18 protein-coding genes are annotated in these 23794 nt (G+C 52.4%); 7 read left to right on the top strand and 11 right to left on the bottom strand.

Annotated features, from left to right (window positions below; all coding sequences use genetic code 11):
- The first annotated feature begins 391 nt into the window (after positions 1-391).
- Positions 392-1735, top strand: coding sequence for an MFS transporter (locus DW350_RS03545; protein ID WP_336406998.1), 1344 nt, complete (start codon positions 392-394; stop codon positions 1733-1735).
- A 13-nt stretch (positions 1736-1748) separates the two neighbouring features.
- Positions 1749-2693, top strand: a complete 945-nt coding sequence (locus DW350_RS03540; protein ID WP_192954797.1) for a glycoside hydrolase family 43 protein — start codon at positions 1749-1751, stop codon at positions 2691-2693.
- Between the two features lie 50 nt (positions 2694-2743).
- Here the strand turns inward: DW350_RS03540 and DW350_RS03535 are convergent, their stop codons facing one another.
- From DW350_RS03535 to DW350_RS03520, 4 genes are all read right to left on the bottom strand, one after another.
- A complete protein-coding gene (locus tag DW350_RS03535; RefSeq protein WP_152032931.1) occupies positions 2744-3844 on the bottom strand; it encodes a GGDEF domain-containing protein in 1101 nt (366 codons plus the stop codon).
- A gap of 105 nt (positions 3845-3949) precedes the next feature.
- On the bottom strand, positions 3950-4567 hold the full coding sequence (locus tag DW350_RS03530; RefSeq protein ID WP_115720553.1) for a DUF6198 family protein: 618 nt from the start codon (positions 4565-4567) through the stop codon (positions 3950-3952).
- Positions 4568-4863: 296 nt separating this feature from the next.
- Positions 4864-5589 carry a hypothetical protein gene (locus DW350_RS03525; protein WP_115717547.1) on the bottom strand — a complete coding sequence of 242 codons (726 nt, stop codon included), beginning with the start codon at positions 5587-5589 and terminating at the stop codon, positions 4864-4866.
- Positions 5590-5678: 89 nt separating this feature from the next.
- Positions 5679-6701 (bottom strand): hypothetical protein, encoded by a 1023-nt coding sequence (locus DW350_RS03520; protein WP_226911380.1) that lies wholly within the window; start codon positions 6699-6701, stop codon positions 5679-5681.
- 183 nt (positions 6702-6884) lie between these two features.
- Between DW350_RS03520 and DW350_RS03515 the strand changes: the two genes are divergently transcribed.
- The gene (locus DW350_RS03515) at positions 6885-8249 is read left to right on the top strand and encodes an MFS transporter (protein WP_226911379.1); all 1365 of its coding nucleotides are present in this window, start codon (positions 6885-6887) and stop codon (positions 8247-8249) included.
- 271 nt (positions 8250-8520) lie between these two features.
- Here DW350_RS03515 and DW350_RS03510 read toward each other — a convergent pair whose 3' ends face one another.
- Both DW350_RS03510 and DW350_RS03505 read right to left on the bottom strand, forming a co-directional pair.
- Complete coding sequence (locus DW350_RS03510; protein WP_115717546.1) at positions 8521-8943, bottom strand: DUF2753 family protein; 423 nt, start codon at positions 8941-8943, stop codon at positions 8521-8523.
- Positions 8944-9133: 190 nt separating this feature from the next.
- Positions 9134-10312 carry a YfaP family protein gene (locus DW350_RS03505; protein ID WP_115717545.1) on the bottom strand — a complete coding sequence of 393 codons (1179 nt, stop codon included), beginning with the start codon at positions 10310-10312 and terminating at the stop codon, positions 9134-9136.
- Between the two features lie 372 nt (positions 10313-10684).
- Between DW350_RS03505 and DW350_RS03500 the strand changes: the two genes are divergently transcribed.
- Positions 10685-12034 (top strand): GntP family permease, encoded by a 1350-nt coding sequence (locus tag DW350_RS03500; RefSeq protein ID WP_115717544.1) that lies wholly within the window; start codon positions 10685-10687, stop codon positions 12032-12034.
- Positions 12035-12259: 225 nt separating this feature from the next.
- Positions 12260-13552 (top strand): sensor domain-containing diguanylate cyclase, encoded by a 1293-nt coding sequence (locus DW350_RS03495; protein ID WP_115717543.1) that lies wholly within the window; start codon positions 12260-12262, stop codon positions 13550-13552.
- Between the two features lie 44 nt (positions 13553-13596).
- Here the strand turns inward: DW350_RS03495 and DW350_RS03490 are convergent, their stop codons facing one another.
- From DW350_RS03490 to DW350_RS03475, 4 genes are read right to left on the bottom strand one after another with little or no spacing between them, the layout of a single operon-like run.
- A complete protein-coding gene (locus tag DW350_RS03490; protein WP_226911378.1) occupies positions 13597-15123 on the bottom strand; it encodes a DHA2 family efflux MFS transporter permease subunit in 1527 nt (508 codons plus the stop codon).
- Positions 15120-16301 carry an HlyD family secretion protein gene (locus DW350_RS03485; protein WP_115717542.1) on the bottom strand — a complete coding sequence of 394 codons (1182 nt, stop codon included), beginning with the start codon at positions 16299-16301 and terminating at the stop codon, positions 15120-15122. Before DW350_RS03485 ends, DW350_RS03490 begins: the two co-directional genes overlap by 4 nt.
- Entirely contained in the window at positions 16298-17740 is a 1443-nt protein-coding gene (locus DW350_RS03480; protein WP_115717541.1) for an efflux transporter outer membrane subunit, read from the bottom strand. Before DW350_RS03480 ends, DW350_RS03485 begins: the two co-directional genes overlap by 4 nt.
- Positions 17737-18219 (bottom strand): MarR family winged helix-turn-helix transcriptional regulator, encoded by a 483-nt coding sequence (locus DW350_RS03475; protein WP_115720549.1) that lies wholly within the window; start codon positions 18217-18219, stop codon positions 17737-17739. Before DW350_RS03475 ends, DW350_RS03480 begins: the two co-directional genes overlap by 4 nt.
- 340 nt (positions 18220-18559) lie before the next feature.
- On the opposite strand from DW350_RS03475, the gene DW350_RS03470 reads away from it, so the two are divergent.
- Positions 18560-19657, top strand: a complete 1098-nt coding sequence (locus DW350_RS03470) for a glycerol dehydrogenase (protein ID WP_115717540.1) — start codon at positions 18560-18562, stop codon at positions 19655-19657.
- A 54-nt stretch (positions 19658-19711) separates the two neighbouring features.
- Here DW350_RS03470 and DW350_RS03465 read toward each other — a convergent pair whose 3' ends face one another.
- Positions 19712-22141 (bottom strand): TonB-dependent receptor plug domain-containing protein, encoded by a 2430-nt coding sequence (locus tag DW350_RS03465; protein ID WP_115717539.1) that lies wholly within the window; start codon positions 22139-22141, stop codon positions 19712-19714.
- A gap of 1278 nt (positions 22142-23419) precedes the next feature.
- Between DW350_RS03465 and DW350_RS03460 the strand changes: the two genes are divergently transcribed.
- Positions 23420-23752, top strand: a complete 333-nt coding sequence (locus DW350_RS03460; protein ID WP_115717538.1) for a hypothetical protein — start codon at positions 23420-23422, stop codon at positions 23750-23752.
- Positions 23753-23794: the final 42 nt, after the last annotated feature.

Below are 23794 nucleotides of genomic sequence, written 5' to 3'. Positions count from 1 at the left end.
ATTTGTATTATTTATTAATTCAACGGCAGTCTATCGGCATTTTACAAACAGGCAAAGCCAAAGCTTGACGCCAAGGGCAAGGCAATAAATCAGCAAAAATACCTACCCTTTTCCAAACATAAAAACAAAGCCATTGATTTAAAAGAAAAAGAAGAGAATTTCGAGTGCAAAGCGAAGAGGAGAGAACGCTGTGCAGGCAGGCTTGCGTGCAACTATATTAAGTAATACGATACGACCTTACGTATACGTTAACAATATCAACCCTACACCATTACGGCTCCGTAAAGCAGCATTTATATAAGGCGCCGACTGGTTAGAACAACTTGGGGGATGCGGTGTGAAAACCCAGAAACTGTCGGTACTGGAAAAGGTCGGCTTTGGTTCCGGCGACATGGCCGTCAATGTGGTGATGTCGTCGATGATGTTAATCATCACCTTCTTCTACACCGATGTCTTTGGCATGAAGGCCTCAGACGTTGGCTTGCTGTTACTGTTGGTGCGTTTCATCGACGCCTTTACCGACCCGATGATGGGCATGATAACCGACCGCTATACCACCCGCTGGGGTCGCTATCGCCCTTACTTCCTGGTGGTATCTGTGCCCTTTGGCATAGCGGTGTTTTTAACCTTCAGCACCCCCGACTGGGACTACAACGCCAAGCTGGTTTGGGCCTACGCCACCTACATCTTTGTGACGCTGATGTTTACTGCGGTCACCATTCCCTACATTTCCATCATCGGCGTGTTGACCGACGATCCCCAAGAGCGGCTCTCCGCCAATGGCTACCGGCTATTTTTCGCAAAGATAGCCGCCTTTTTAGTCACCATTATCGTGCCTATTCTGGCCGAAGACTGGGGTGGTAAGGCACACATGGCCGCCGGTTATCAGGCTGCCATGGGCATCATGGCGCTGATGGCAACCTTGTTGTTCTTATTCTGCTTTTTCACCACCACCGAGCGGGTAGAACACAAGGTAGAAAAAAAGCCCTTTTTTGAACAACTGGCTATCTTGCGCAAAAACGACCAATGGCTGGTGCTCTGTGCGGTCTGTGTTGTCGGCACCATCGGCTACGTGATCCGTGGCTCGGTTGCCGCTTACTACGCCAAATATTATTTGGGTGGCGATGCCAAAATGATGTCGGCCTTTATGTCTACCGGGGTGGTGGCGGCGATTTTGGCCATGGTGGTGTCCACCTGGATCACCAAGCGCTTTTGTAAGGTCAAACTGTTCCGTATTAGCCAAATTGCCGTCGCGGTGATTTCGGTAGTGATGTACTTTGCCGTTGGCCAACAAGATGTAGTACTGGCTTTTGTTATTTACTTTTTGCTGTCGCTGGTGGTGGACTTGCACGCACCGGTATTTTGGTCAGCCATTGCCGAAGCGGTTGATTACGGCCAAGCCAAAACCGGCAAACGGGTATCAGGCCTTGCCTTTGGTGGCATCAGTTTCTGCCAAAAAGCCGGTATGGGTATTGCGGGCTTTGTGGTCGGTAGCCTGCTGACCTTTTTTCATTACCAACCAGACCAGGCACAAAGCGCCTATACCCTTAACGGTATTGCCCTGATGCTGTCGGTTATTCCCGGTGTGTTTCATTTTCTGATGGGCGCGCTGATGTACCGCTACAAAATCACCGACAGCTTCTATCAGGAAATTAAAAAGGGCGTACTCGAAGATGACACCCCCGAAGAGCAGGCGGTTGCCGTCGACAATCGCCAGTTTATGAATGCTAAGTAAGTTTGGAGCCAACGTGACTGTATTGACCCCACTCATCGAACAACGTGCCGATCCTTTTATCTACAAGCACAGCGATGGTTATTACTACTTTACCGCTTCGGTGCCAGCCTACGACGGCATCGAGCTGCGCCGGGCTAAAACCATTGAAGGCCTCAAAAACGCTGAAACGGTAATGGTGTGGCACAAACCCGATATTGGCCCCTATTCCGACCTTATCTGGGCACCGGAAATTCACTTTAACCTAGGGGCTTGGTATGTCTACTTTGCAGCGGCGCCCAGCCGCGAGATCAAAGACAACCTGTTCCAGCACCGCATGTATGTGATTCGCTCAGAAGACGCCAACCCACTGACCGGGCGCTGGGAGTTTATGGGCCAAATTGATACCGGCATCGACACCTTCTGCCTGGACGCCACCACCTTTAGCCATAACGGCCAGCTGTATTATCTGTGGGCACAAAAAGCCAATGACATTCCCGGCAACTCCAACCTTTATATCGCCAAGATGGACCAGCCCTGGGCCATTGCCAGCGAGCCGGTGCTGCTAACGGTGCCAGAGTTTGAATGGGAATGTCGCGGTTTCATGGTGAATGAAGGGCCCGCCGTCCTGCACAAAAACGGCAAGTTCTTTATTACCTATTCGGCCAGCGCCACCGACGAAAACTACGCCATGGGCCTGCTGTGGGCCGATGAAAACAGTGATTTGTTAGACCCGGCAAGCTGGCATAAATCCAAGCAGCCAGTGTTGGGGAGTGCTCCTGAATACAACATTTTTGGCCCGGGGCATAACAGCTTTACCGTCAGTGAAGATGGCAGCGATCTGCTGGTTTATCACGCCCGCACCTATACCGAAATCGAAGGCGATCCGCTCTGGGATCCTAACCGTCACACCTTCGTTAAACCGCTACGCTGGGATGAAAACGGCATGCCCGTTTTTGGTAGCGCGGCCTTGGCCGATTAACCCAGGCACGACTCCTTGCCCCGCCACCCTGGCGGGGCTTTTTTTATGTTTTACACCACCTCGATGCAGTTACGGCCCTTTGCCTTGGCTTTGTAAAGAGCCTTGTCGGCGCGGGTTAACAGCTGCGACAAGGTTTCCCCTTGCCAATACTGGGTCACCCCAAAACTGGCGGTTTTATTACCGACATCTTCAAACTCAAGGTGGTTAATTTTATTGCGAAGTAGCTGGGCAACGGTAAAAGCCTGCTCAACGTTAGTTTGCGGCAGCAGAATAAAAAACTCTTCACCGCCATGGCGGCCCACTTGGTCTTGTTGGCGTACATTGCGCTTCAGTAGCGCGGCAAAGCTGCTTAATACTTTGTCACCGACACCATGGCCATAGGTGTCGTTAACCTCTTTGAAATAGTCAATATCGAGCATGATAACCGACATGGTGAGGCCCTCTTCGCTATCACAGTTCGCCTTTTCTGAGCGCAGCAGCTGGGTCATTTTGTCGCGGTTCCAAAGCTCGGTCAGGCTGTCAACACTGGCCGAGTGATGCAGTTGCTGTTGCTGGCGATAAAGCGCCTTGTAAGCCGACTCCAAAATATAAGCACTGACAAAACCAAACAGATAAGCCGCTGCTATCCAAAACAGGGTCAGCAAGGAAAAACCTTCGGTGGTGCCATCGATACCGTGGAGGATAAAAACCACCACAATAGCCGTCACCGAAGAGGTGGCCGCCAACAGCGCATACCATAGTGGCAGCCCGGAAATAGCAAAGGTCCAAACGATATTAAGGTAAAGCTCTGGCGCAAAAGCCGCGCTGTAGCGAAAGCCTTCATTGAGATAAAGGTTGCCAAAAACAGCCCCAACCGGGGCCAGTACCAGCAGTAGCCGCATCCAGCCATGCATGGCCGGGAAAAAGCTCAACAGGCCAATCAGCAGCAACATGGCAGGCACGATACCGGCATGAAACCAGAGCCGCAGCGCCGAGTGGCTTAGGGTCAGGTCGACTTCCAAAAAGGCATAAATGACGTAGAGCGAGGCAGTGAGGAAAGCGATATAGCGGATCTGTGGCACCTTGGCGTTGAGATACCACTGTATAAACGGGGTTTGGCGATGAAAAGCGCTACCCAGTAATGCATTAAGCCGGTTCAGCAAGTAGAGCACCCCACTCACGACAAGAGGCGGTAACCCGCCTCTTGCTTATTGTATAACCTGCTTAAAATCATAGCACTAGCCGCATTTTTTATGCCTAAAGCAATGCGTTTTTTATTAGGAGCCTGTGTAGCGGCCCGGCTTATGATTGGCGGCCAGGATGAAGTTCATTGCCACAGCACCCACCACCGAACAAGCCAGCAGCCAAGGGCTAATCACAAAGAAAGACGCCACAACAATAGTGCAATCAAGGCCCATTTGCAGGTAACCGGCGCGAATATTAAAACGCTCCTGCATGTAGAGCACAAAGATGTTAAAACCGCCGAGGCTGGACTTATGACGAAAGAAAATCAGCAATCCCACACCCAGCATACAGCCGCCAATAACCGCAGCATAAAGCGGGTTCACGTAGCCAATTTTAATCACGTCGCTTAAGTGGTCAGTGACTACCGACACCACCACGATGGAGACAAAGGTGCGAATGGTGAAACTGGCACCCATTTTCTTCCACGCCAGGTAGAAAAATGGCAGGTTAATAACGGTGAAAATTTGCCCAAAGGAGTAAGGCAACAAATGGGTTAACAACAGCGCCAGACCGGCAGTGCCGCCGGTGACCAAGCCGGAATTTCGCAGCAAAAAAACGCCAAAGGACATCATGACGGCTGCAATCAGCATCGCCACAACATCTTCAATAATAGAGTGGCTGGTATCAGGGGTTTTAACGGCTGAGCTCATTGGGGCGGCCTCCGGCAAATCAGACAAAGGCCAAGACCTTACCCGAGCCAAGCCGGCACCAAAAGCCATGTTTATTTAATCGCCAAGCATAACTATGCGCGATTTTCTGTAACGCCAGCCAAACACTTGGCAACCTCAAGGTGACAAGTGGCCAGTAGAACTGGCGTAACATCATGAGCGCAAAAGAAAAGATAAAAAACGGCCAGCTTTAGCTGCGCAGTGAGCCTTATCACGCTTTGCCTTGCAAGGCGTAAAGATGGCTTTACGCCTTAACAAGAGTGCGCCGGCAGCGATGATTATTTGATTAACACCTTGTCTGCAGGCTTTGCCACTTCCACGCCCAGCAAGGAACCAAAATAACGGCCGTCTTTTTCTACCACGGTTTTTAACCCGCCTTTCACCACCTTTTGCAGCGCATCCGAGGCGGAAATCGCGTCTAATGCCTTGGTAACTGCACTGCGGCTTTCACCGGAGATAACCAGGCCACAGAGCTTGTCGGAACAGCCAATGTTTTCAGCGAAAAGCCCCTCGGATGTGGCTTTATCCGCCAGCAACGAATTGAGTAACGATTCATTATTCTGCGCCGTTTTATTGGTTTGGCTAAAGGTCAGTGCCGCAATGGCGTCTTCCAGTTGGCCAAGGGACATGGTTTTCAGGGGGCGAGTATCAAAAACCTTGTCGCCGTCTTTATTGGTGCTCACCAAATTATCAAGCTGTGGCAAGTCGTTACGGTTATCACCGGCCGCATTTTCGTTATTGTCGGTCTTTGCTGATGTTGCAGGCGCGGTTTTCGCCGCCTGGTCACTTAAACCACGCACATCACTGGTGGGGCGGCCATCACGGTTAACCGACCGGCCTTTCCAAGCATCGTCTGGCCGTTTTGTCTCATGAATACTTTTATCTTGCGTCATGGTGCCTGCATTGGCGGCAGCGCCATCTTGGTGAGACTTGTAATAGGCGTGTCCGAAAATCGCCACCAGCGCCACAACAGCGACAACAGCCCCGTAAACAAAGGCTTTCATTTACCACTCCTTACATCAATCAAGGTCCCAATCTCTCGAAATTAGGGCCGTAATGCAATGTTCAGCGTGGCCACGTTAAGGGTAACTGCCTAGTTTTTATTCACGATGTCGCCGCGGAAGAAGATTTCAATGCGCACACTGATCTGAAAACTGGGGTCAAAGTCGGCTTCACGGGGAAAGTGCAGCCCGGGGGATACATCCAAAAACAGTAGGCCCTTATGAATATTGCGCCGATAAACCGCCTCGACGTAGTAGTCATCAATTCTTGGGTTATGGGCGCTCTGCCCTACCAGCACACCGGAATAACGAATGGCAGAACGGCTATTGATAATTTGGCTCCACTCCGCCCGCTGGTAAAACTCCAGCTTGTCGTAGTCTTCTTGCCACTGAAACTGGGTGACAAACCGCAGGTTGTTTTTTTCATCAATGGGCCGGCCAATGTCCATCAGGGAACGGGCCGAGTAGCCGTCGCTGTTAAACCAAGATAGCCGGCCATTAAATTCCAGACTCCAAGGGGAGTTACCAAGCTGCCACAGCCGTTCGGCGGTGTAGCGCACATAAGGGTCGGGGGGTAGGTGTAACTTCACCCCACCGGAAAAGCGGTTTACCCAAGCCTGGCGCTTGTCTTCTTTTTTCCCCTGCCGTTCAAGGCCAATTACCGCCCCTTGGCCGCCGTCAAAGCGGCCACTGCGGGTATCTCTGGCCGCTTGCTGTTCCAGGGTGCCCTGGGTTTCTTCCGGGTCACTTTCGACAATTAATTTCAGGCGTTTTTCGGTGGTGGGCAGTTGCAAGCGATAACGAACCGCCAGGTCTTCATCGTCGGGAAGGTTTTGGCGAAGAATGTATTCCTGGCTGAGGCGCAGATAAGAGTGGTTGTCGACTTTCAGCGACTCGTCAGACCCAAAAAAACCGTCAATACCGCGGGAGGTGCTGTCAACCCAACCGGAAACCAAGTCGTAAACCGGGTCGATTTTCTTGATGGCCCAGTCCGGTAAGTCGCTGTCTTTATCCGGGTTGTCCTCTTCCCCCCAGGCACTGCTGCTGGCAACGCCCAATACAGCCAACAAGACGATACTCAACCAAGGCCCCACGAGGAAAACGTCACCTCTCATAGCAAGCACCGTTCGTTTAATTATCGTTAAGCTGAGTATTACACCACTGTCAGATTTTGCTCGCCTGCGGCTGCAAATTTGCAACAATCATTTGTGGTTCAATACGTTAAATCCGCTCGCCAATTCAGGTAAAATGCGGCGTTGCCAAAAGCGACAACCTCCCATCTCAACCCGGAACACACTATGACGCCAACCGACGGCCTGCCCATGCCCCAGCGCGTCGGCGCAATTTTAACCATCGCACTGGGTATCACCATTGCCGTGCTCGACGGCGTCATTGCCAATGTGGCATTGCCCACCATTGGCAACGAACTGAGTGCCACACCTGCCGAATCAATTTGGATAGTTAATGCCTACCAGTTGGTGATCACCATGACCTTGCTGTCGCTGTCATCCCTTGGCGACATCATCGGTTACCGGCGCATTTATCTGGTGGGCTTGGGCCTCTTTACGGTGACATCTGGTCTGTGCGCCATGTCAGACTCGTTAACCACCCTCACCTTAGCCCGGGTTGCCCAAGGCTTGGGCGCTGCCGCGCTGATGAGCGTGAACACGGCGCTGCTGCGGCTGATTTACCCCCGCCGCTACTTGGGCCGCGGCATGGGTATTAACTCGCTGGTTGTAGCGGTCTCAACGGCGGCCGGGCCAACGGTGGCCGCCGGGATATTAGCGGTAGCCTCATGGCAATGGTTGTTTGCGGTGAATGTGCCCATCGGGTTGGTGGCGCTTGTTATTGGCCGCAAGTACTTGCCCTTCAATGACGGCGTTAAAGAGCAGCGCTTTGACAAAATCAGTGCGCTGATGAACGCCCTGACATTTGGTTTGTTCTTTTTGGCTTTAAGTGGCTTTGCCCAAGGCCAAAGCCTTAAATTTGTGGCCATTGAAGCGGCCGCCACTCTGGTGGTTGGGCTCTTTTTTGTGCGCCGCCAGCTACAGCAGCCCTACCCGCTACTGCCGGTCGATCTGCTGCGAATTCCCATTTTTGCGCTATCAATGTGCACCTCTATTAGCTCCTTTTGTGCGCAAATGCTGGCGATGGTGTCCATACCCTTTTATTTTCAGCGCAACCTCGGGCTTAACGAGATAGAAACCGGCTTGCTGCTGACCCCTTGGCCGCTGGCCACCATGGTGTTAGCCCCTATCGCCGGTCGGTTGGTCGAAAAAGTACACGGCGGCCTGTTGGGCGGTATCGGGATGGCGCTTTTTGCCACAGGGCTGTTTTCATTAGCCTGGCTGCCAGCTCACCCCGGATACCTCGATATTTGCTTACGCATGGTGATTTGTGGCGCTGGGTTCGGGCTTTTTCAGTCGCCCAACAACCACACCATTGTCAGCTCTGCTCCCCGTCACCGCAGTGGCGGCGCCAGCGGCATGCTGGGCACCGCCAGATTGGTTGGCCAAACCACCGGCGCGGCGCTGGTGGCACTCGCTTTTAACTACTTCAGCGATGCCGGTACCCATGTATCGTTATTGATTGCCGGTAGCTTTGCGGTATTTGCGGCAGTCGTTAGCACCCTTAGGCTGTCCCATGCCAGGGCCGCCGCGTAGGGGGTAAAAAAGCCGGCAAATGCCGGCTTTTTTCTCAGGCAACATTAAGCAGCAAAACATCCGGTCGGCGTGAGCTCTTATCGTAAAAACTCGAAGAATTTAGTGGCCTTTTTAGAAAGAGAATTGGTTGCTCGGTATCAGATGGTTTGCTGCAACCGCAGTTGATACTGAATGAAGGTTGCACGGTAATAGTGCCAATATCGGCCATGACAACCCACACAACATAAAAAAGGCCGCATAAAGCGGCCGAAAAGTCGTGTCATGACGGTCTTTAGTGCAGGGTATAACTGCTAGGGAAAAGGGTTCGTAGTACCTTCCAGGCTTCCTGAAAATTCACGCCATTTTCTTTCAGGGCGTGCATCAGTTGCGTGCCCATTTGCCTTCTGGCCGAACTCACCATCAGCTGGGTTTGCAAACAATCGGCGAACTGACACTCACATTGTTGCAGTTGCTGGTGCAACTGAATGTATTGGCTAAAACCAACATCAAAGCGCTGCTGTTTAAAGTAAAGCTCGGCAAGATTGGCGTAGCTCACCACCATGGCGGCAATAAGATCGCCTTTATCGGCATTAGCGGTTGCCAAGTGCTGTTCTAAGAAGCGGCATGCCTGGGTGTAACGACGTTCGGCCAAGCTAAAATCTCGCACGCCAAAAGCCTGATTGGCGGCACTTATCACCTGTTTCCACTCATCCATCACCTACCCCTTAGCCGCAGCCATTGGTTCACAGATAAAGCCAACTGCTTTTCCTGCTGTCTTTATACCTTACCCAGCCTACAAATGCGAATAATTATCATTAAATTATTAAAAGCAGGTTCAGCTTTGGGGGTAAGCCACCAGCGGTGATGAGCCAAAAAAAGCCCGGCAAAACCGGGCTTTTAGCATGCTAGTCAAGCTGCGCCTTAAGGCGCTTAATGGCCTTTTCATAAGCGGCCCGCGGCCTTAACGTATTGGCTTTTTGGTAGGCTTCCAATGCCGGTTGCAACATGCCTTTGTCTTCATAAATACGGGCGATGTTGTAATAGCTGCTGGCCTGGGTGATAGCGCGAGACTTGCCATGGGCCAAGGCAATGGCTTTGCGGTTGGCCCACAACGCTTCGGCTGTGCGATGCAGCTTCTGATAGGTTAGCCCTAGGTTGCTGTAGGCTTGGCCATAATCCGGGTACAGGTTTACCGCATCGATAAACAAATACATCGCTTGCTCTAAGTGCTTGGGATGAGATTCGTGGTAGCGCTCTTCGCCCAGTTCATTAAACCATTTCGCCTTTTTAATGGTGGCCGGGCTGGCAAACTCTTGGTTTTTAAAAGAGCCGCTGCCTACAAGGCTTGTCATGTGCTTGGATAAATCTTCGCCATTAAGCAATAGATATTGGTTTATATCGTGAAAATTGCCGTCTTCATCAATGGCAAATACCACCCAGCTAAGGGCATTTTTATTGGGCTTAACCTCGTAAGTTCTAATTAAGGTTTGGCCTACATAAACCTGCACTTTGGCCTTGGAATTACTCAAGGCGTAGGACGTTAATTTATGCCAATTGGTCTTGTCATTGACTGCATAAACATAGCGTTGACCAAGTAAGCCGGATTTAAAGGTAATGGTTTCAGGGCCAAAATAGTTGTAATTGTCCACATCTAAACGGGCCGATACATCTTTGCGGTGGCCAAAATAAATATGCTCACCAAACATACGCAAATGGGCATCCAGATCCCGTGGCTCACCAGCCCAGGTCAGCACCACCCGCACCTGGTTTAAATCGTTCATGATCGGCGACAACGCATAGGTTAAGCCGCTACAAGGGCAAGGCATCACCAGCCGTGCGTAACCGAGCTTTTCTATGGTAAGGGTGGTGTTTTTGTCATCCGCCAGCGTACTCAGCGGCGCCTTACCACTGGCATTGGTAGCGGTTTGCTGGTCAGCTTCCCCTTCTCGCTGCCAAATAACGTGGGCATCGTTAATACGTTTATTATCAACGGTGGCGCTCAGTACCCGTATTTGTGCACCAAAGGCCGGCATTGCCACTGCCACCACAAAACATATCGCCGTTAGGCGCTTTAAAAAGCCCATTTCAGTTCCTTCTTAAGGGGGAGAGAATTGTTTAACGCAATAATGAAATAAACCAGCGAGGGAGTATCTCTCTATTAGGGCGACAAATATTATCAGCTTATACAACGCGGTAAATTGACTTTCACAAACATGCCTACTTGCGCTAACAATTCACCAGCAACGCATAAAATTTATACAGCAACGCGCTATTTCTGGCGTTTTTTGTCAAAAGCGAGCCAATAGCCCTTTTTAATTAAAAAAGCCCCCGCCTATTGCTTTCCCCGACCTTGGTCGCATTGTAATCTTGCCAAGATCCGGTATTGATAACCGGGCTGTACCCTATTGCTCTGATTAACAGGGCCACATAACAATACAAATGAAGACGGAGTCTCCATGTCTTTGGTTCTAATTTTGCTGGCGATCATTGCCTTTATTGTGGTCGCCACCACCAAGCTGAAAATGCACCCCTTCTTGGCGCTGCTCCTTGCCGCCTTTATTGCCGCTTTCGCCTATGGCCTGCCCACGGCAACCATAGCCAAAACCGTTTCCAGTGGTTTTGGTGGCATTCTTGGTTACATTGGCCTGGTAATTGTGCTGGGCACCATTATCGGCGTTATTCTGGAAAAAAGCGGTGCCGCCATCACCATGGCCGACAGCATTATTAAGGTGCTGGGCGAACGCTTTCCGGGCCTAACCATGAGTCTTATCGGCTACCTGGTGTCTATTCCGGTATTCTGCGACTCCGGCTTTGTCATTCTTAACTCGTTAAAAGAATCCCTGGCAAAACGCCTGGAAATGTCCAGCGTGTCCATGAGTGTGGCCCTTGCCACGGGTCTTTATGCCACCCATACCTTTGTTCCACCAACCCCGGGCCCCATTGCTGCTGCCGGTAACTTGGGGTTGGAATCGAACCTTGGGCTGGTGATTGGTATTGGCTTGGTAGTGGCCATTGTTGCCGCCCTGGCTGGCTTGCTGTGGGCGAGCCGCTTTAAAACCGTCGACCCAGATGGCTCTGAACATCACGAACAACACCATGACTGGGAAGCGCTGCGCGCCTCTTATGGCAAGTTGCCTAGCGCCTGGCAGGCATTTTCACCCATCTTTGTTCCTATTATTCTGATTTGCTTAGGTTCTGTAGCCAAATTCCCCAGCCACCCCATGGGTAGTGGCCACTTACTGACGCTATTTAGCTTTTTAGGCGACCCGCTGCCGGCCTTGATCATTGGTTTGGTGTTGGCATTGCCACTACTCAAATCAGACAACAAAGCCCAGGAATTTAGCGATGCCATTGCTGCAGGTATTAAATCTGCAGCGCCGATATTGCTGATCACCGGTGCTGGCGGCGCTTTCGGTGCGGTATTGAAAGCATCCCCCTTGGGCGACTACCTGGGCGACACCTTATCGGCCTTGGGCATTGGTATCTGGATGCCGTTTATCGTCTCGGCGGCCCTAAAGACCGCACAAGGCTCTTCTACCGTGGCACTGGTCACTACCTCTGCCCTGGTTGCCCCGATGATGACCAAGCTGGGCCTTGACAGCGAAATGGGCCGCGCCCTGACCGTAATGGCCATTGGCGCCGGTGCCATGACAGTGTCACACGCCAATGACAGCTTCTTCTGGGTGGTTTCTCAGTTCAGCCGCATGAAAGTGGGCCTGGCCTATCGCGCCCAAACCATGGCCACCTTGGTACAAGGTATTACCGCCATGGTGCTGGTATACATCTTGAGTTTGTTCCTGCTTTAACCGCAAAAAAGGCACCGCAGTAGCGGTGCCTTTTTTGCAATCGCAGTGCCGCTTTTCGCTGTTAGCGTCCCACCTAAAAAAGTGTTCAGTAAAGACTTACCAACGCTGCCTCCCGCAGAGGACGGGCCAGTTTGCCGTGGCCCACAACAACATTGACAGCTAATATATTGGTCACGCCAATAAAGAAGAACAACACAATGCTGTTTGGTTGCAGGTACCCGTCTTATGTCCAGCCACTTTGAAACTGATTTTGCCCATCTGGTTAATCAGCTGGTGGATACCGTGTTTGTGGTGGATGAAGCCGGCATCATCGTGTTTATCAGCCAATCTTGTGAAACCTTGCTGGGTTATAGCCAGCAGGAAATGATAGGCACCCGTATCGAACACTACATGCACCCAACTGACATTGAGCGCACCCTACAAGCGGCAAAAAGGGTTATGAGTGGCCGCGCCCATAGCGACTTTGAAAACCGTTACCTGCATAAAAATGGCCAGCCGGTAAACATTCAGTGGTCGGCCCGCTGGGAAGAAAAAAACAAGCTGCGTATAGGCGTGGCTCGAGACATAACCGGCTCCAAATGTGCCCAGCATATTCGTAGCGCCCTTTATTCCATTACCCAAACCGCCCATACCAAGGCCGACCTGCCGCACCTTTGTGAGGTTATTGAACAAACTGCCCTGACACTGCCTTGGATAGAACGGTTGCGGGTGCTGTTTTTTGACAAGAAAAGCCAAACATTACAGCACCCGTCTGGCCCGGCCGACAGCGACGGTCCGCTCCACCCCGGCAGCGCCCTGGAAATCGCCTTGGGCCAGGGCATTAGCGTATCTGCCCGCCAGCACCCAACCGTTGCCTGGCAGGGTTTGGTGCAAGCGGGGCCCAGTAACTGGCTGGCGGTGCCGCTGCTGCGCGCTCAGCAAGTGTTGGGCGCCGTGATATTGGAATACCCGGAAAATTGCGCCGAGATCACCCGCGAGCAACTGCACTTTTTCGCTAGCCAAATTGCCGCCACCATTGAGCGCAAGCAAGCGGATGAGCATCTTCGCTACCTGGCGCACCATGACGTGCTAACGGGCCTGGCTAACCGTGGCTATTTTTATGAGCGCCTTGGTGAAGCACTAAAACAGCGCCAGCCATTGCTGTTGTTGTATCTGGATTTAGATAACTTCAAAGCCATCAACGACTGCCACGGCCACCATTACGGCGACGCCTTGTTAACTGAAGTTGCGGCTCGCCTTTGCCAGCAGCTCCCCGCCAATGCGTTAGCCGCGCGGGTTGGCGGCGATGAATTTACCCTGCTATTACCCGGCCACTTCAGCCAGCAAGACATTGATAGGTTACTGCAACAGCTTTTTGCCAAGATGGCAGCCCCTGCCGTTATTGAAAATACGCCGCTTTATATTGCCGCCAGTGTTGGCTCGGCACTGGCACCCGGTGATGGCCAAGACTCAAAAAGCCTGATGCGCCATGCCGACAGCAACATGTATCAAATGAAAAGGCTGCGTCAGCAGGCATAAAAAACGGCACCCGAAGGTGCCGTTTTCACTTGTTGGCTAATGCCTTAATCGGCCGCTACCGCGGGTGCATGGCCATGGGGCCTTTTTGACAACCACACCAGTACCACCGCCGCCACACTTAACAAACAGCAGCCCCAAAAGATGTCTTGGAACGACAACAAGTAGGCTTGCGCTGCTTGCTGATGGGCTAGAGCACCCATGGCTTGGGCTTTATCCAGGCCATGGCTGGTAAGGTTAGCAACGGCTTGGTCAACCACCGGTGCACCGTTGTAGGAAGCGTCCGCCAAATGGCTGGTGTGCAGCGCCGCCCGCCTATCCCAAAGGGTAGTCACAATGGAGGTAGCAAAACCGCCAGAGATAATACGGGCAAAGTTTGATAACCCCGACGCCGCCGGTACTTTTTCGTCTGGCACACCGTAAAGCAAGATGGTGAGCAGTGACACAAAGAACATCGACATCGCCGCCCCTTGCACCATCATCGGGTAAATGTAGGTGCCAGGGTCTGCATCGTTGGTGTAATAGGTGCGCATAAAATAGGACACCGCAAAAATTACATAAGCCAAAGTTGCAAAGATGCGGGCGTCAAACTTGCCCATATTGCGGGCAATAAAGGGCGTTAAAATCACCGCCACCACACCGCTAGGTGCCGCCACCAACCCAGCCCAGGTGGCGTTATACCCCACCCAGCTTTGCATCCACAGCGGTTGCAGCACCACGGTGGCAAAGAACAGCGCGTAGCCCACACAAAGGGCAATGGTGCCGTTGGTAAAGTTGCGGTTTTTAAAGAGGCTGAGGTCGATAATGGGGTGTTTTTCCCCAAGCTCCCAGATAACAAAGGCAATAAAACCCACCACGGCCACCACCGCCAGGCCAACAATAAAGGGCGAGGCGAACCAGTCGGCGTCTTTACCTTTATCCAGCATCACCTGCAAGCTACCGACCCAGGCGATCAACAGGCCAAGGCCAATACCATCGATAGGCAATTTGCGGGTCGGGGTTTCCCGATGTTTAAGCCCCTGCCAGCACACCAAGGCACACAAAATGCCGATGGGCACGTTCATCAGGAAGATCCATGGCCAGGAGAAGTTATCGGAGATATAGCCCCCCAAGATAGGGCCACAAACCGGCCCAACCAGGGTGGTCATCGACCAAATACCCAGCCCCACGCCTTTTTTCTCGGGCGGAAACAGCGACAACAGCAACGCCTGGGAGCCGGGGATCATCGGCCCGGAAACCGCCCCTTGCAGCACCCGGAAACAAATCAATGACGACAAACTCCAGGCCACCCCACACAAAAACGACGCTAGGGTAAACAGCAGCACCGACAGCACAAACACCTTCACCACGCCATAGCGCTGCATCAACCAGCCGGTTAACGGCACCGAAATGCCGTTCGCTACCGCAAAGGAGGTGATAACCCAGGTGCCTTGGTCGGCCGAAACCCCCAAGTCGCCAGCAATAGTAGGGATAGAAACGTTAGCAATGGTGGTGTCTAGCACCTGCATAAAGGTGCCGAGCGCCAGTGCTGCCGACAGCAAGCCGCGATTAGGAACCTCTGCTTGTGCGTTCACTTGGCCCCCATAACCGCACCGATATTGCGGCGAATAATGTCGGTAATTTGCTGATTCACCGCGGCGCTAACGGCATCTTCAGGCTTGGCTTTGGGGCCAATCATCACCTTGCTTGCCACCAAACTGCCGGATTGGTCATGGAGGTCGATTTCAGCGTCCATCGACAAGCCAACCCGTAGCGGATGCTCTTTTAGCTCACTTGGCTGCAAGGCGATACGCACCGGCAAGCGCTGGACGATTTTAATCCAGTTACCCGAGGCATTTTGTATCGGCAGCAGCGCAAAAGCATTACCGGTACCGGCGCTAAGGCCCGCCACTTTGCCGTGGTAGGTAACACTCGAGCCGTACAAGTCAGCGGTTAGGGTGACCGGCTGGCCAACCCGTACGTCGGTGAGCTGCACTTCTTTGAAGTTGGCATCGACCCACACATCGTTAATCGGCACCACTGTCATCAACACCTGGCCGGGGTTAACCCGCTGACCCACTTGCACCACCCGGTTGACCACCACACCGTCGGCAGGGGCTTTAACCGTGGTGCGGGCCAGTGCCAGAGCAGCTTCACGCACTTGCTCGGCGGCGGCTTGCACATCGGGGTGGTTTGCAACGGTGGTGTTGTCGATACGCACTTTGACGGTATCTAAGTCTTTTTCGGTCGCGGTCAAGGTGGCTTGCAGTTGCGCCACTTTGTCTTTGGCATGTTGCAAGTCTTCGCGGGACACACCGCCCTGGGCCGCCACTTTTTCACGGCGGCTAAGGTCTGCTTGTGCCTGCTTGAGTTCAACCTGACGGGCCTTGATTTGCGCGGCCAAACCGTCGGACTGCTTGAAAAGGGCATGCACGCTGCGCACCGTGCTCGCCAGGTTTGCTTCGGCCTTGGCCAGGGCTAACTTGGCGTCGGCCTGGTCCAGTTGCACCAGCACCTGCCCGGCTTTAACGGTTTGGGTGTCATCGACCTTAACAGCCACCACAGTACCGTTAACCTCGGGGCCAACGGCGATATGGTCGCCCGCCACATAGGCGTCATCGGTGCTTTGGTAATACTGCCCCGAGGTCCACCACCAGGCGCCATAACCGGCACCCACAATCACCACCACCGCCGCTAATATAAGCAGGCGCTTACGCCTTGTGCCTTTGGCAGGCTGCTGGTTTTGAGTTTGAGAAGAAGAATTGTCGCTCATGAAGAGACTCCAGAAGTTGCAGTGGAGTGGAACAATTGAGGGTCAAAGCTGCCGCCAATGGCCAGCAGCAGGTTGACACGGGCCAGTGCTAAATCAACGTTGAAGTTGGCAATGCTGCGCTCGGCATCGAGCCAGCGGTTTTCAACATCCAATACTTGCAGCTGGGAAATAATGCCCGCTTGGTAGTTGTGTTTAGCCAGATCCAGCGCTGCTTTCGCGGCAACCAGGCTCTGTTGCCACTGCTGCCGCTGGGCCTTGATGGCTTCGATATTGGAAAGTTGGTCGCTGCTTTGCTGCACGGCAGTCAATACCGCCTGGTTATAGGCAGCAATGGCGGCATCTTCGGCGGCAATGCTGCCGCGGTAGTTGGCACGCAAACGGCCGGCGTCAAATAGCGGCAAGCTAAGGGCTGGCCCGGCACCATAGGTAAGGCTGTCGGAGCTGAGCATTTTACTGAGCTCCACCGACTGCACACCCACCAAGGCGCTAAGGCTGATGTCAGGGTAAAAGGCCGCATGGGCCGCTTTGGCAGCGGCTTTATCGGCTTCTACCCGCGCTTTGGCTGCCAAAATATCGGGGCGGCGCGCCAGCAGGCCAATGGGCAAACTGCTTGGTACCGGCAGTGCCGCTTTGAGGTTGGCGGTGGTTTTCCCTAGGCTTTTATAAGCAGCCACCCCTTGGCCGGTTAACGCCGCCAACTGATGCACTGCCAGTTGCTGACTATTTTTTGCAGCAATGACCGCCGCTTTGGCTTGGGGCAATAACGCTTGGGCATTACGCAGCGCCAGCTCGGTATCGAGCCCGGCTTTTACGCGGGCCTCGGTAATGGCCAATTGCTGCTGGCGTTGCTGTTGTTGTTGCTTGGCAATATTTAGCAGCGCTTGAGCGCGGCAAAGCTCCAGGTAGGCACGGGTAACGCTACCCGATACCGCCAGCTGCGCCGCCGCGTGGTCCAGGGCCGCTGCTTGAACGCGGTTATTGGCAGACTCAACCAACGACTTTTGCTTACCCCAAAAATCGAGGTCCCAGCCCAGGTTTACCGTGGCCGAACCAATCCAGTAGGTATGGCCGCCGTACGGCGGTGGAATGGTATAGGTGCCAGACAGTTTCTGGCGGGTTTCGCTGGCCGACAGGCTGATGTCAGGCCCGGTAGCCGACATCGCTTCACCGGCTTGCGCCTGGGCACTGCGTAAATTCGCTAACGCACTTTCCAGGTTGGGGCTGTGCAGCATCGCTTGCTGCACCAGCGCATTAAGCTGTGGGTCGGAAAAGGCGGTCCACCACTGGTTGCTGGCAGCAGCCGGCATTGTGGCAGTAGTGCTTAGCCCTAACTGGTCAGCATCCAGCGGCGCCACCATGGTTTGGGCGTCTTTAGGCGCGGTAACACAACCGGCCAACAAGGCACTCACAGCAAGGGCAACAAGAGAAGGTTTAATCATGGCAATCTCACACCTTGCTCGCCTCCCAGGCTCGACAGCCTGAGTTTGAGCTTTTTAAGAAGACGATTAAGTTCGTGAAATTCGTCGTCGGTGAAATCCGACAACACCTCATTGAAGATGGCCAGCACTACCGGCGTTAGCGCCTTAACCTTGGCACGCCCCTTGTCGGTGATATGCAGTTCTACCACCCGTCGGTCTTGCTCAGAGCGGCGGCGTTCGAGAAACCCCATTTGTTCAACTTTGTCGAGGCAGCGCGTCAAAGCGCCGTTGTCGTGACGCAGCTGTTTGGCTAAATCTGAGGCGGTGCGGGCACTGTTTTCCTGCAGCTTGAACAAGGTTAGCCACTGTAAGAAGCTGATTTCCTCATCTTTTAACAGCGCTTGGGCAACCTCGTGCAGCAGGTTGTGGCTGGTTTTAAGCAAATAGCCGAGGTTGTCGCCGGTGGTAAAATTGTCCTCTGTGTAGGCTGGCTTTTTCATAAATTCCCCTAGGATCCGCGCGGATATATCTGCTAAAGCAATATTTGCCAAGGCAAATAAATCGGTGACAATATTTGCCTTGGCAAACATTTTTAGCAAGCGCAGTTTTGCAGACAAACTGTTTCATATTGCCGATAAAAGACGTGGATGCAGGTGAAAAGCAGCGGTAAATGGCGGTATATCCGCGCTTAATAGCCGGATAAAAAACATCAGAATTATCTTATAAATAAAACCAAATGGACCCAGATCAACAAGATTGAAATTATTGATAGATACAATGTTACCCTGATGGCAATAGTGCGGTGTAAACCGCCCCTTTCGTGCGTTAGGAGTAATAACGATGAGCAAAACAATCTTTTCTTCCCCAGGCAAATACATTCAGGGCTTTGGCATCTTGAGTGAGCTGGGCGAGCACCTTAAAGCCTTTGGTTCCAACGCGTTATTGGTGGCCGACGATATTGTCTGGGGCATCGTTGGCGACAGCTGTGTCACCGCACTGGAAACAGCCGGTGTTAGCTACACCTACAATGCCTTTAGCGGGGAAGCCTCCACCAAGGAAATTGCCCGCATCGCCGCTATTGCCAAAGAAAATGGCACCAACCTGGTGGTAGGCATCGGTGGCGGTAAAACCCTCGATACCGTTAAAGCCGTGGCTGACGATCTGAAACAGCCGGTGGTTATTGTGCCCACCGTGGCCTCCACTGACGCGCCCTGCTCTGCCTTATCGGTTATCTATAGCGAAGACGGCGTTTTTGAAAGCTACCGTTTTTATAACAAAAACCCCGACCTGGTCTTTGTTGACAGCCAAGTGTGCGTAAAAGCGCCGCTGCGCCTTTTTGCCTCTGGTATTGCCGATGGCCTTGCTACCTACGCCGAGGCGTTAGCGGTGCAGCGCACCAACAGCAACTCCATGGTTGGCGGCCGCCCCTCTATTGCCGGTATGGCCATTGCCCGCGCCTGTGAAGAAACCCTGCTAACCCACGGTGTTGCAGCCTATGAAGCGGTAAGCAAACAACTGGTTACCCCGGCCGTTGAGGCGGTAATTGAAGCCAACACCCTGCTCTCTGGTCTGGGCTTTGAAAACGGCGGCCTGGCCGGTGCCCACGCCATTCATAACGGCTTTACCGCCGTGCATGGCGACATTCATAAGATGACCCACGGTGAAAAAGTGGCCTACGGCACCCTGACGCAAATGGTGCTGGAAAACCGCCCCTTAGCGGAAATTGAAAAATACATTCGCTTCTACCGCGCTATCGGCATGCCGACAACCTTAAAAGATCTGCACCTGGAAGAGGCTTCTTATGAGGAGCTGCTGAAAATTGGTGAATTGGCCGGTTCCAGCGAAGACACCCTGCAAAACCTTAACGACACCCTGACCCCGGACGAAGTGGCCCAGGCCATTTTGGCGGTAGACCGCTTAAGCAATGCCTTGAAGTAATATCGGCAATGAAAAAAGGCGCCCAAGGGCGCCTTTTTATTGGCATAAAGCCGGTTAGAACTTGTAGTTCGCCCTTACAAACCAGCGAGTACCGTCGGTGCCAATGGGTGAGTTGTTGGCATACTTCTCACCGGCAGAGGTGCCGTATTTAACCTCGTCAGGGTAGTTGTCGAACAGGTTTTGCACACCGGCAGTCAGCGACAGTTTGTCGGTTGCCAGCCAGGTGCCTGAGGTATCAACAATCACTTCAGAGCCAAAGGTTTGGTATTCATCTTCACTGGCGTCTTGGGTCTTCCAGGTGCCGTAGTAACGCATGCCCAAATCGAGGCGATAAACGTCAAAGCTGTGGGTCACGTTAAAGTTAACCCGGCTTTTGGGCAGGCCGTTTTCCAGCGAGGCTTTACGGTCGGCGTCGATAACATCCGGGTTATAGCTAGTAACCTCGGTTTTGTTGTAGTTACCGGCCAGGCTGAAGTTGGTGTCACCCCAGGCACTGCTCAGGTTATAGGTCAGCACCAAGTCTACGCCGCGGGTTTTGGTATTAAAGGCGTTGGTGAAGTAACGGATATAGCTGTAATCCGAAGCCCCAGCCACACCCGACGCCGTTAACGCCGCCTTGTCTTCATCGCTTAGGGTGAAGTTCTCGGAAATACCGATGCGGTCGCGAACCTTGATTTGGTACATATCCAGGGTAGCGGTAAGGTTCGGGGTAATGGTCCAACCGGCACCAAAGCTGAAGTTAACCGATTTTTCCGGTTTCAGCGCCTTGGCACCAAAGTATTTGGCCACCGAGTTGTCTACCGCTACGGTACCCACTTGCACCAGGCTGTCGTCCTCGATTTTGGTCGATACGCTGGTGGTGTGAGATTGGCCCGGCGTGGGCGCCATAAAGCCATTACTTAAGGTAGAACGCAGTACCAGATTGTCGGTCAGGTTATAGCGGGCCGACAATTTACCGGTGCTGGCGCTACCAAAGTCAGAGTAGTGCTCGTAACGCCCCGCCAAACCCAGCATCAGGTTCATGGTGGGGTCCCACTCGGTTTCCACGTAAGCGGCGGTGTTACTTTCGCCCCACTCACCGGCTTCTTCCGGGGTAATACCGGGGTAACCGTTAGAACCGATACCCAGTTCGGGGTAGTCCCCTTCTTCCCAGGAGGCGTAATCGCCCTCTTCCATCTTGTAAACCTGATCGTGGTATTCACCACCGAAGGCCAGATTCCAGGTTTCACTCAGCGGGTAAGTGAAGTCGGCGTTCAGGCTTTTCTCGGTTTGCTGCAAGTTACCGGGGTTAAAGTTGGTGGGGGAATCTGGCCCCAGCGACGGGTTAACGGTGTTATGCAGGAAATACTCGATACGGTTACGGCCAAAGGTGCCGGAGAAGTCGTAGGTTAAACCGTCCAAAAATGGCGTGGTATCACCTTTTAAACCAACCACTTGGCTAACATCGTAAATGTCGGCGCCAAAGCTTGGGGTAAAGCCCGACGGGAACCATTGGTTAAAGTTAAAGGTAGAACCGTCATCCAAGGTGACATCGGTAAAGATGGAGTTGGACAGGTTACGGTAGCTAAAGGTGCCTTCGGAATTGGTGTCCGAATAGTTACCGAACATATACAGGGTGCGGTGCGCATCCAAATCAAGGCCGGTGTTCCAAACAATACGCTTGGACTTATTACGCGGCGTGCCCCAGGGGGTAGCCGGGTCAGCCACACCGGTCATGCCTTCGGCCTGATACTCGGCGGCGTAACTGTTTTGGTAGGCCCTTACAGTGCGGTCGCGCTGGGTAATTTCGGCGGCCACGTTTAAGAAGCCATTCTCGGTCATTTGGGTACCGTAGTCAGCGTCCACCTTCCATAGGTCACCATCACCTTTTGAGGTAGAGCCATACTCGGTTTGGGTTTCCAAGCCGTTGGTATCGCTACGCAGCACAAAGTTAAGTACGCCAGCAATAGCGTCAGAACCGTATTGCGCCGCGGCGCCATCACGCAGCACGTCTAGGCGGCCAAGGCCGATGGCCGGAATATTGGAGACATCCGGAGCCTGGCTACCCTTTGACAGCGAGCCACCACTTAACTGCACCAAGGCAGAGCGGTGGTAACGTTTGCCGTTAATCAGCACCAGGGTTTCGTCGGCCGCTAGGCCACGCAGTTCGGCCGGGCGCACAAAGGAACTGCCATCATCTAGCGGCTGGGTCTGTACGTTGTAAGAGGGCACCAGCTTACGAATGATATCGTTCATATCATTGTCGGCCGGGCTTTGCAGATCCTTGGCAGTAAAAACATCAACCGGCGCGGCAGAATCGGCAGCGCTACGGCTAAACCGTGAACCCACCACCGAGATCACCTCGGTGCTGTCATCTTTTTTCTTCGCTTTGGAGGAAGTGGTATCTGTGTCAGCAAATGCTGTTGAGAGGTGACTCAACGCCATCAATACAGCGAGCGACAGCAAACTTTTTCTTGGCACTTTTCCATGTTTGTTATTGGTCATAATTCGCCTTCAAACGTCGACAACAAAACAGTGAAGCCATATCCCTAGCTGTTAACGCCAGGAATACATTTAGCGATACCACAACCAATCCGGCCTCAGAACGCCAAATTGAATAAAAATTCAACCAATGCCATGTTCTGTGAATCGCTTCTCAAAGCGGGATTTTGTTAAGAAATGGCGCTTGAATAAATTTTATATCTTTATTTTCATTTACTTACTTATGTTACACACTATTACAAGTAAATTATTCGTAAAAAAATTCACATCTAAGTAAACAATTTTTGCATGTTTATACGCTGCAAATGAATATCACTTATCACTGTTTAACCACCTTGTTCACTTAATCAGCAGCCCGGCCGGTGCGATTTCGCCGCCAAATGCGGTTAGGCATTAACAAAAAATGCGAAAGCTATTTGCTTTATCCAGCGTCAGGGTTCGGTTATGGTGGTTTGAAGTGTGCAAGGAATAAGCGGCCGCGGTGTGGCTGGTGAGAGATAAGCATCCGGAAATTGGTGGTTTTTAGCAGCAGAGCTTTGGGGTTCTGGCCCCACCAAGGACTGCTAACAACTCAGGACGAGAACGGGACATTGGGAACCACACCTAAGGGGTGAACCTCGAAGTCAAAGCACGGCTTTGACGCAGGTGAACGCGAGTGCAGAGGACGCACGAGCTGGGCGACGTGCCAGGGACGGTTTTCCAACGCGGGACCATTTGATAACAAGGACGCTATCAGCATTTGGGGGCTGTAACCTAAGGGCGGTAGCGTCGTTCCTGCAATGTCTCATTGAAATATAACATATTGATTATTGATATATTTTCATCAAATCTTGTTGCCTGATTGTTCCTCTATACGCCGGTTCGCGCACCGGCAGGCGCCCTACTTTTGTTTCGCCAAAAGTAGGCAAAAGCATCGCCCATGTTTCGCGATATCCTCGCTACCAGTCATTTACCGCTGACCGCTACACACGCGTTCCCGACGCGTCTTCCACTCTTTCGGCATCCATGCCTCAAGTCAGCTCTCATTCCTTCACGCGAGGCGCTGCACTTAACGGGCAATAAGAGTGGTGTTAGCAGCAGACTTTGCTTCACACGTTTTGTCTAATGTGATGATAACGATCATATATCCCGCATAAAAACGAGACCGCTTGGTTTTGCCTAGCTAAAGAAAACTGATGAATAGGTAATCACGAGATATATCAGTTGGTTGCTGTAAAGATAGCTAACTGATCAAATGAGTGAAAGCGAGCGCGCTCGCTAATAAAACTGTTAGGCATCTCAATGAACCTTGATGAACTAGTAAATTCTGTGCCTGAAATCGAACTGAGAGAAAATCTCTCCCGCTGGGTCAGAGAATGGAAGCAAGACGATAAAGATATTGAGGCGCTCGCTTATCTAATTGGAAAATGGCATGGACATGTTTGGTTTCAAGATACGGATGCATCAAACAAATTCCACTCTGAATTTCTAAATTTTAAAAGTGCCGCAATAGATAATATTGGCGGTTTAACATTAAGCGAACGGCTGTACTGGTTTGGGCTTTTTGAAGCATGGGAAAGTGGTAATGAAACTACACACATGCGCTTGCGTAGCAAACTCCGTGCAAGCGCCTAACAAGTGACTGTGGCGCTCTGTGGACTTCACCCTCTTTATAGG

Origin of the sequence: Gallaecimonas mangrovi, from assembly GCF_003367375.1 — a bacterium.
Taxonomy (GTDB): domain Bacteria; phylum Pseudomonadota; class Gammaproteobacteria; order Enterobacterales; family Gallaecimonadaceae; genus Gallaecimonas; species Gallaecimonas mangrovi.
The sequence above is the reverse complement of the archived record's forward strand: the minus strand, read 5'-3'. Positions and strand labels throughout refer to the sequence as shown.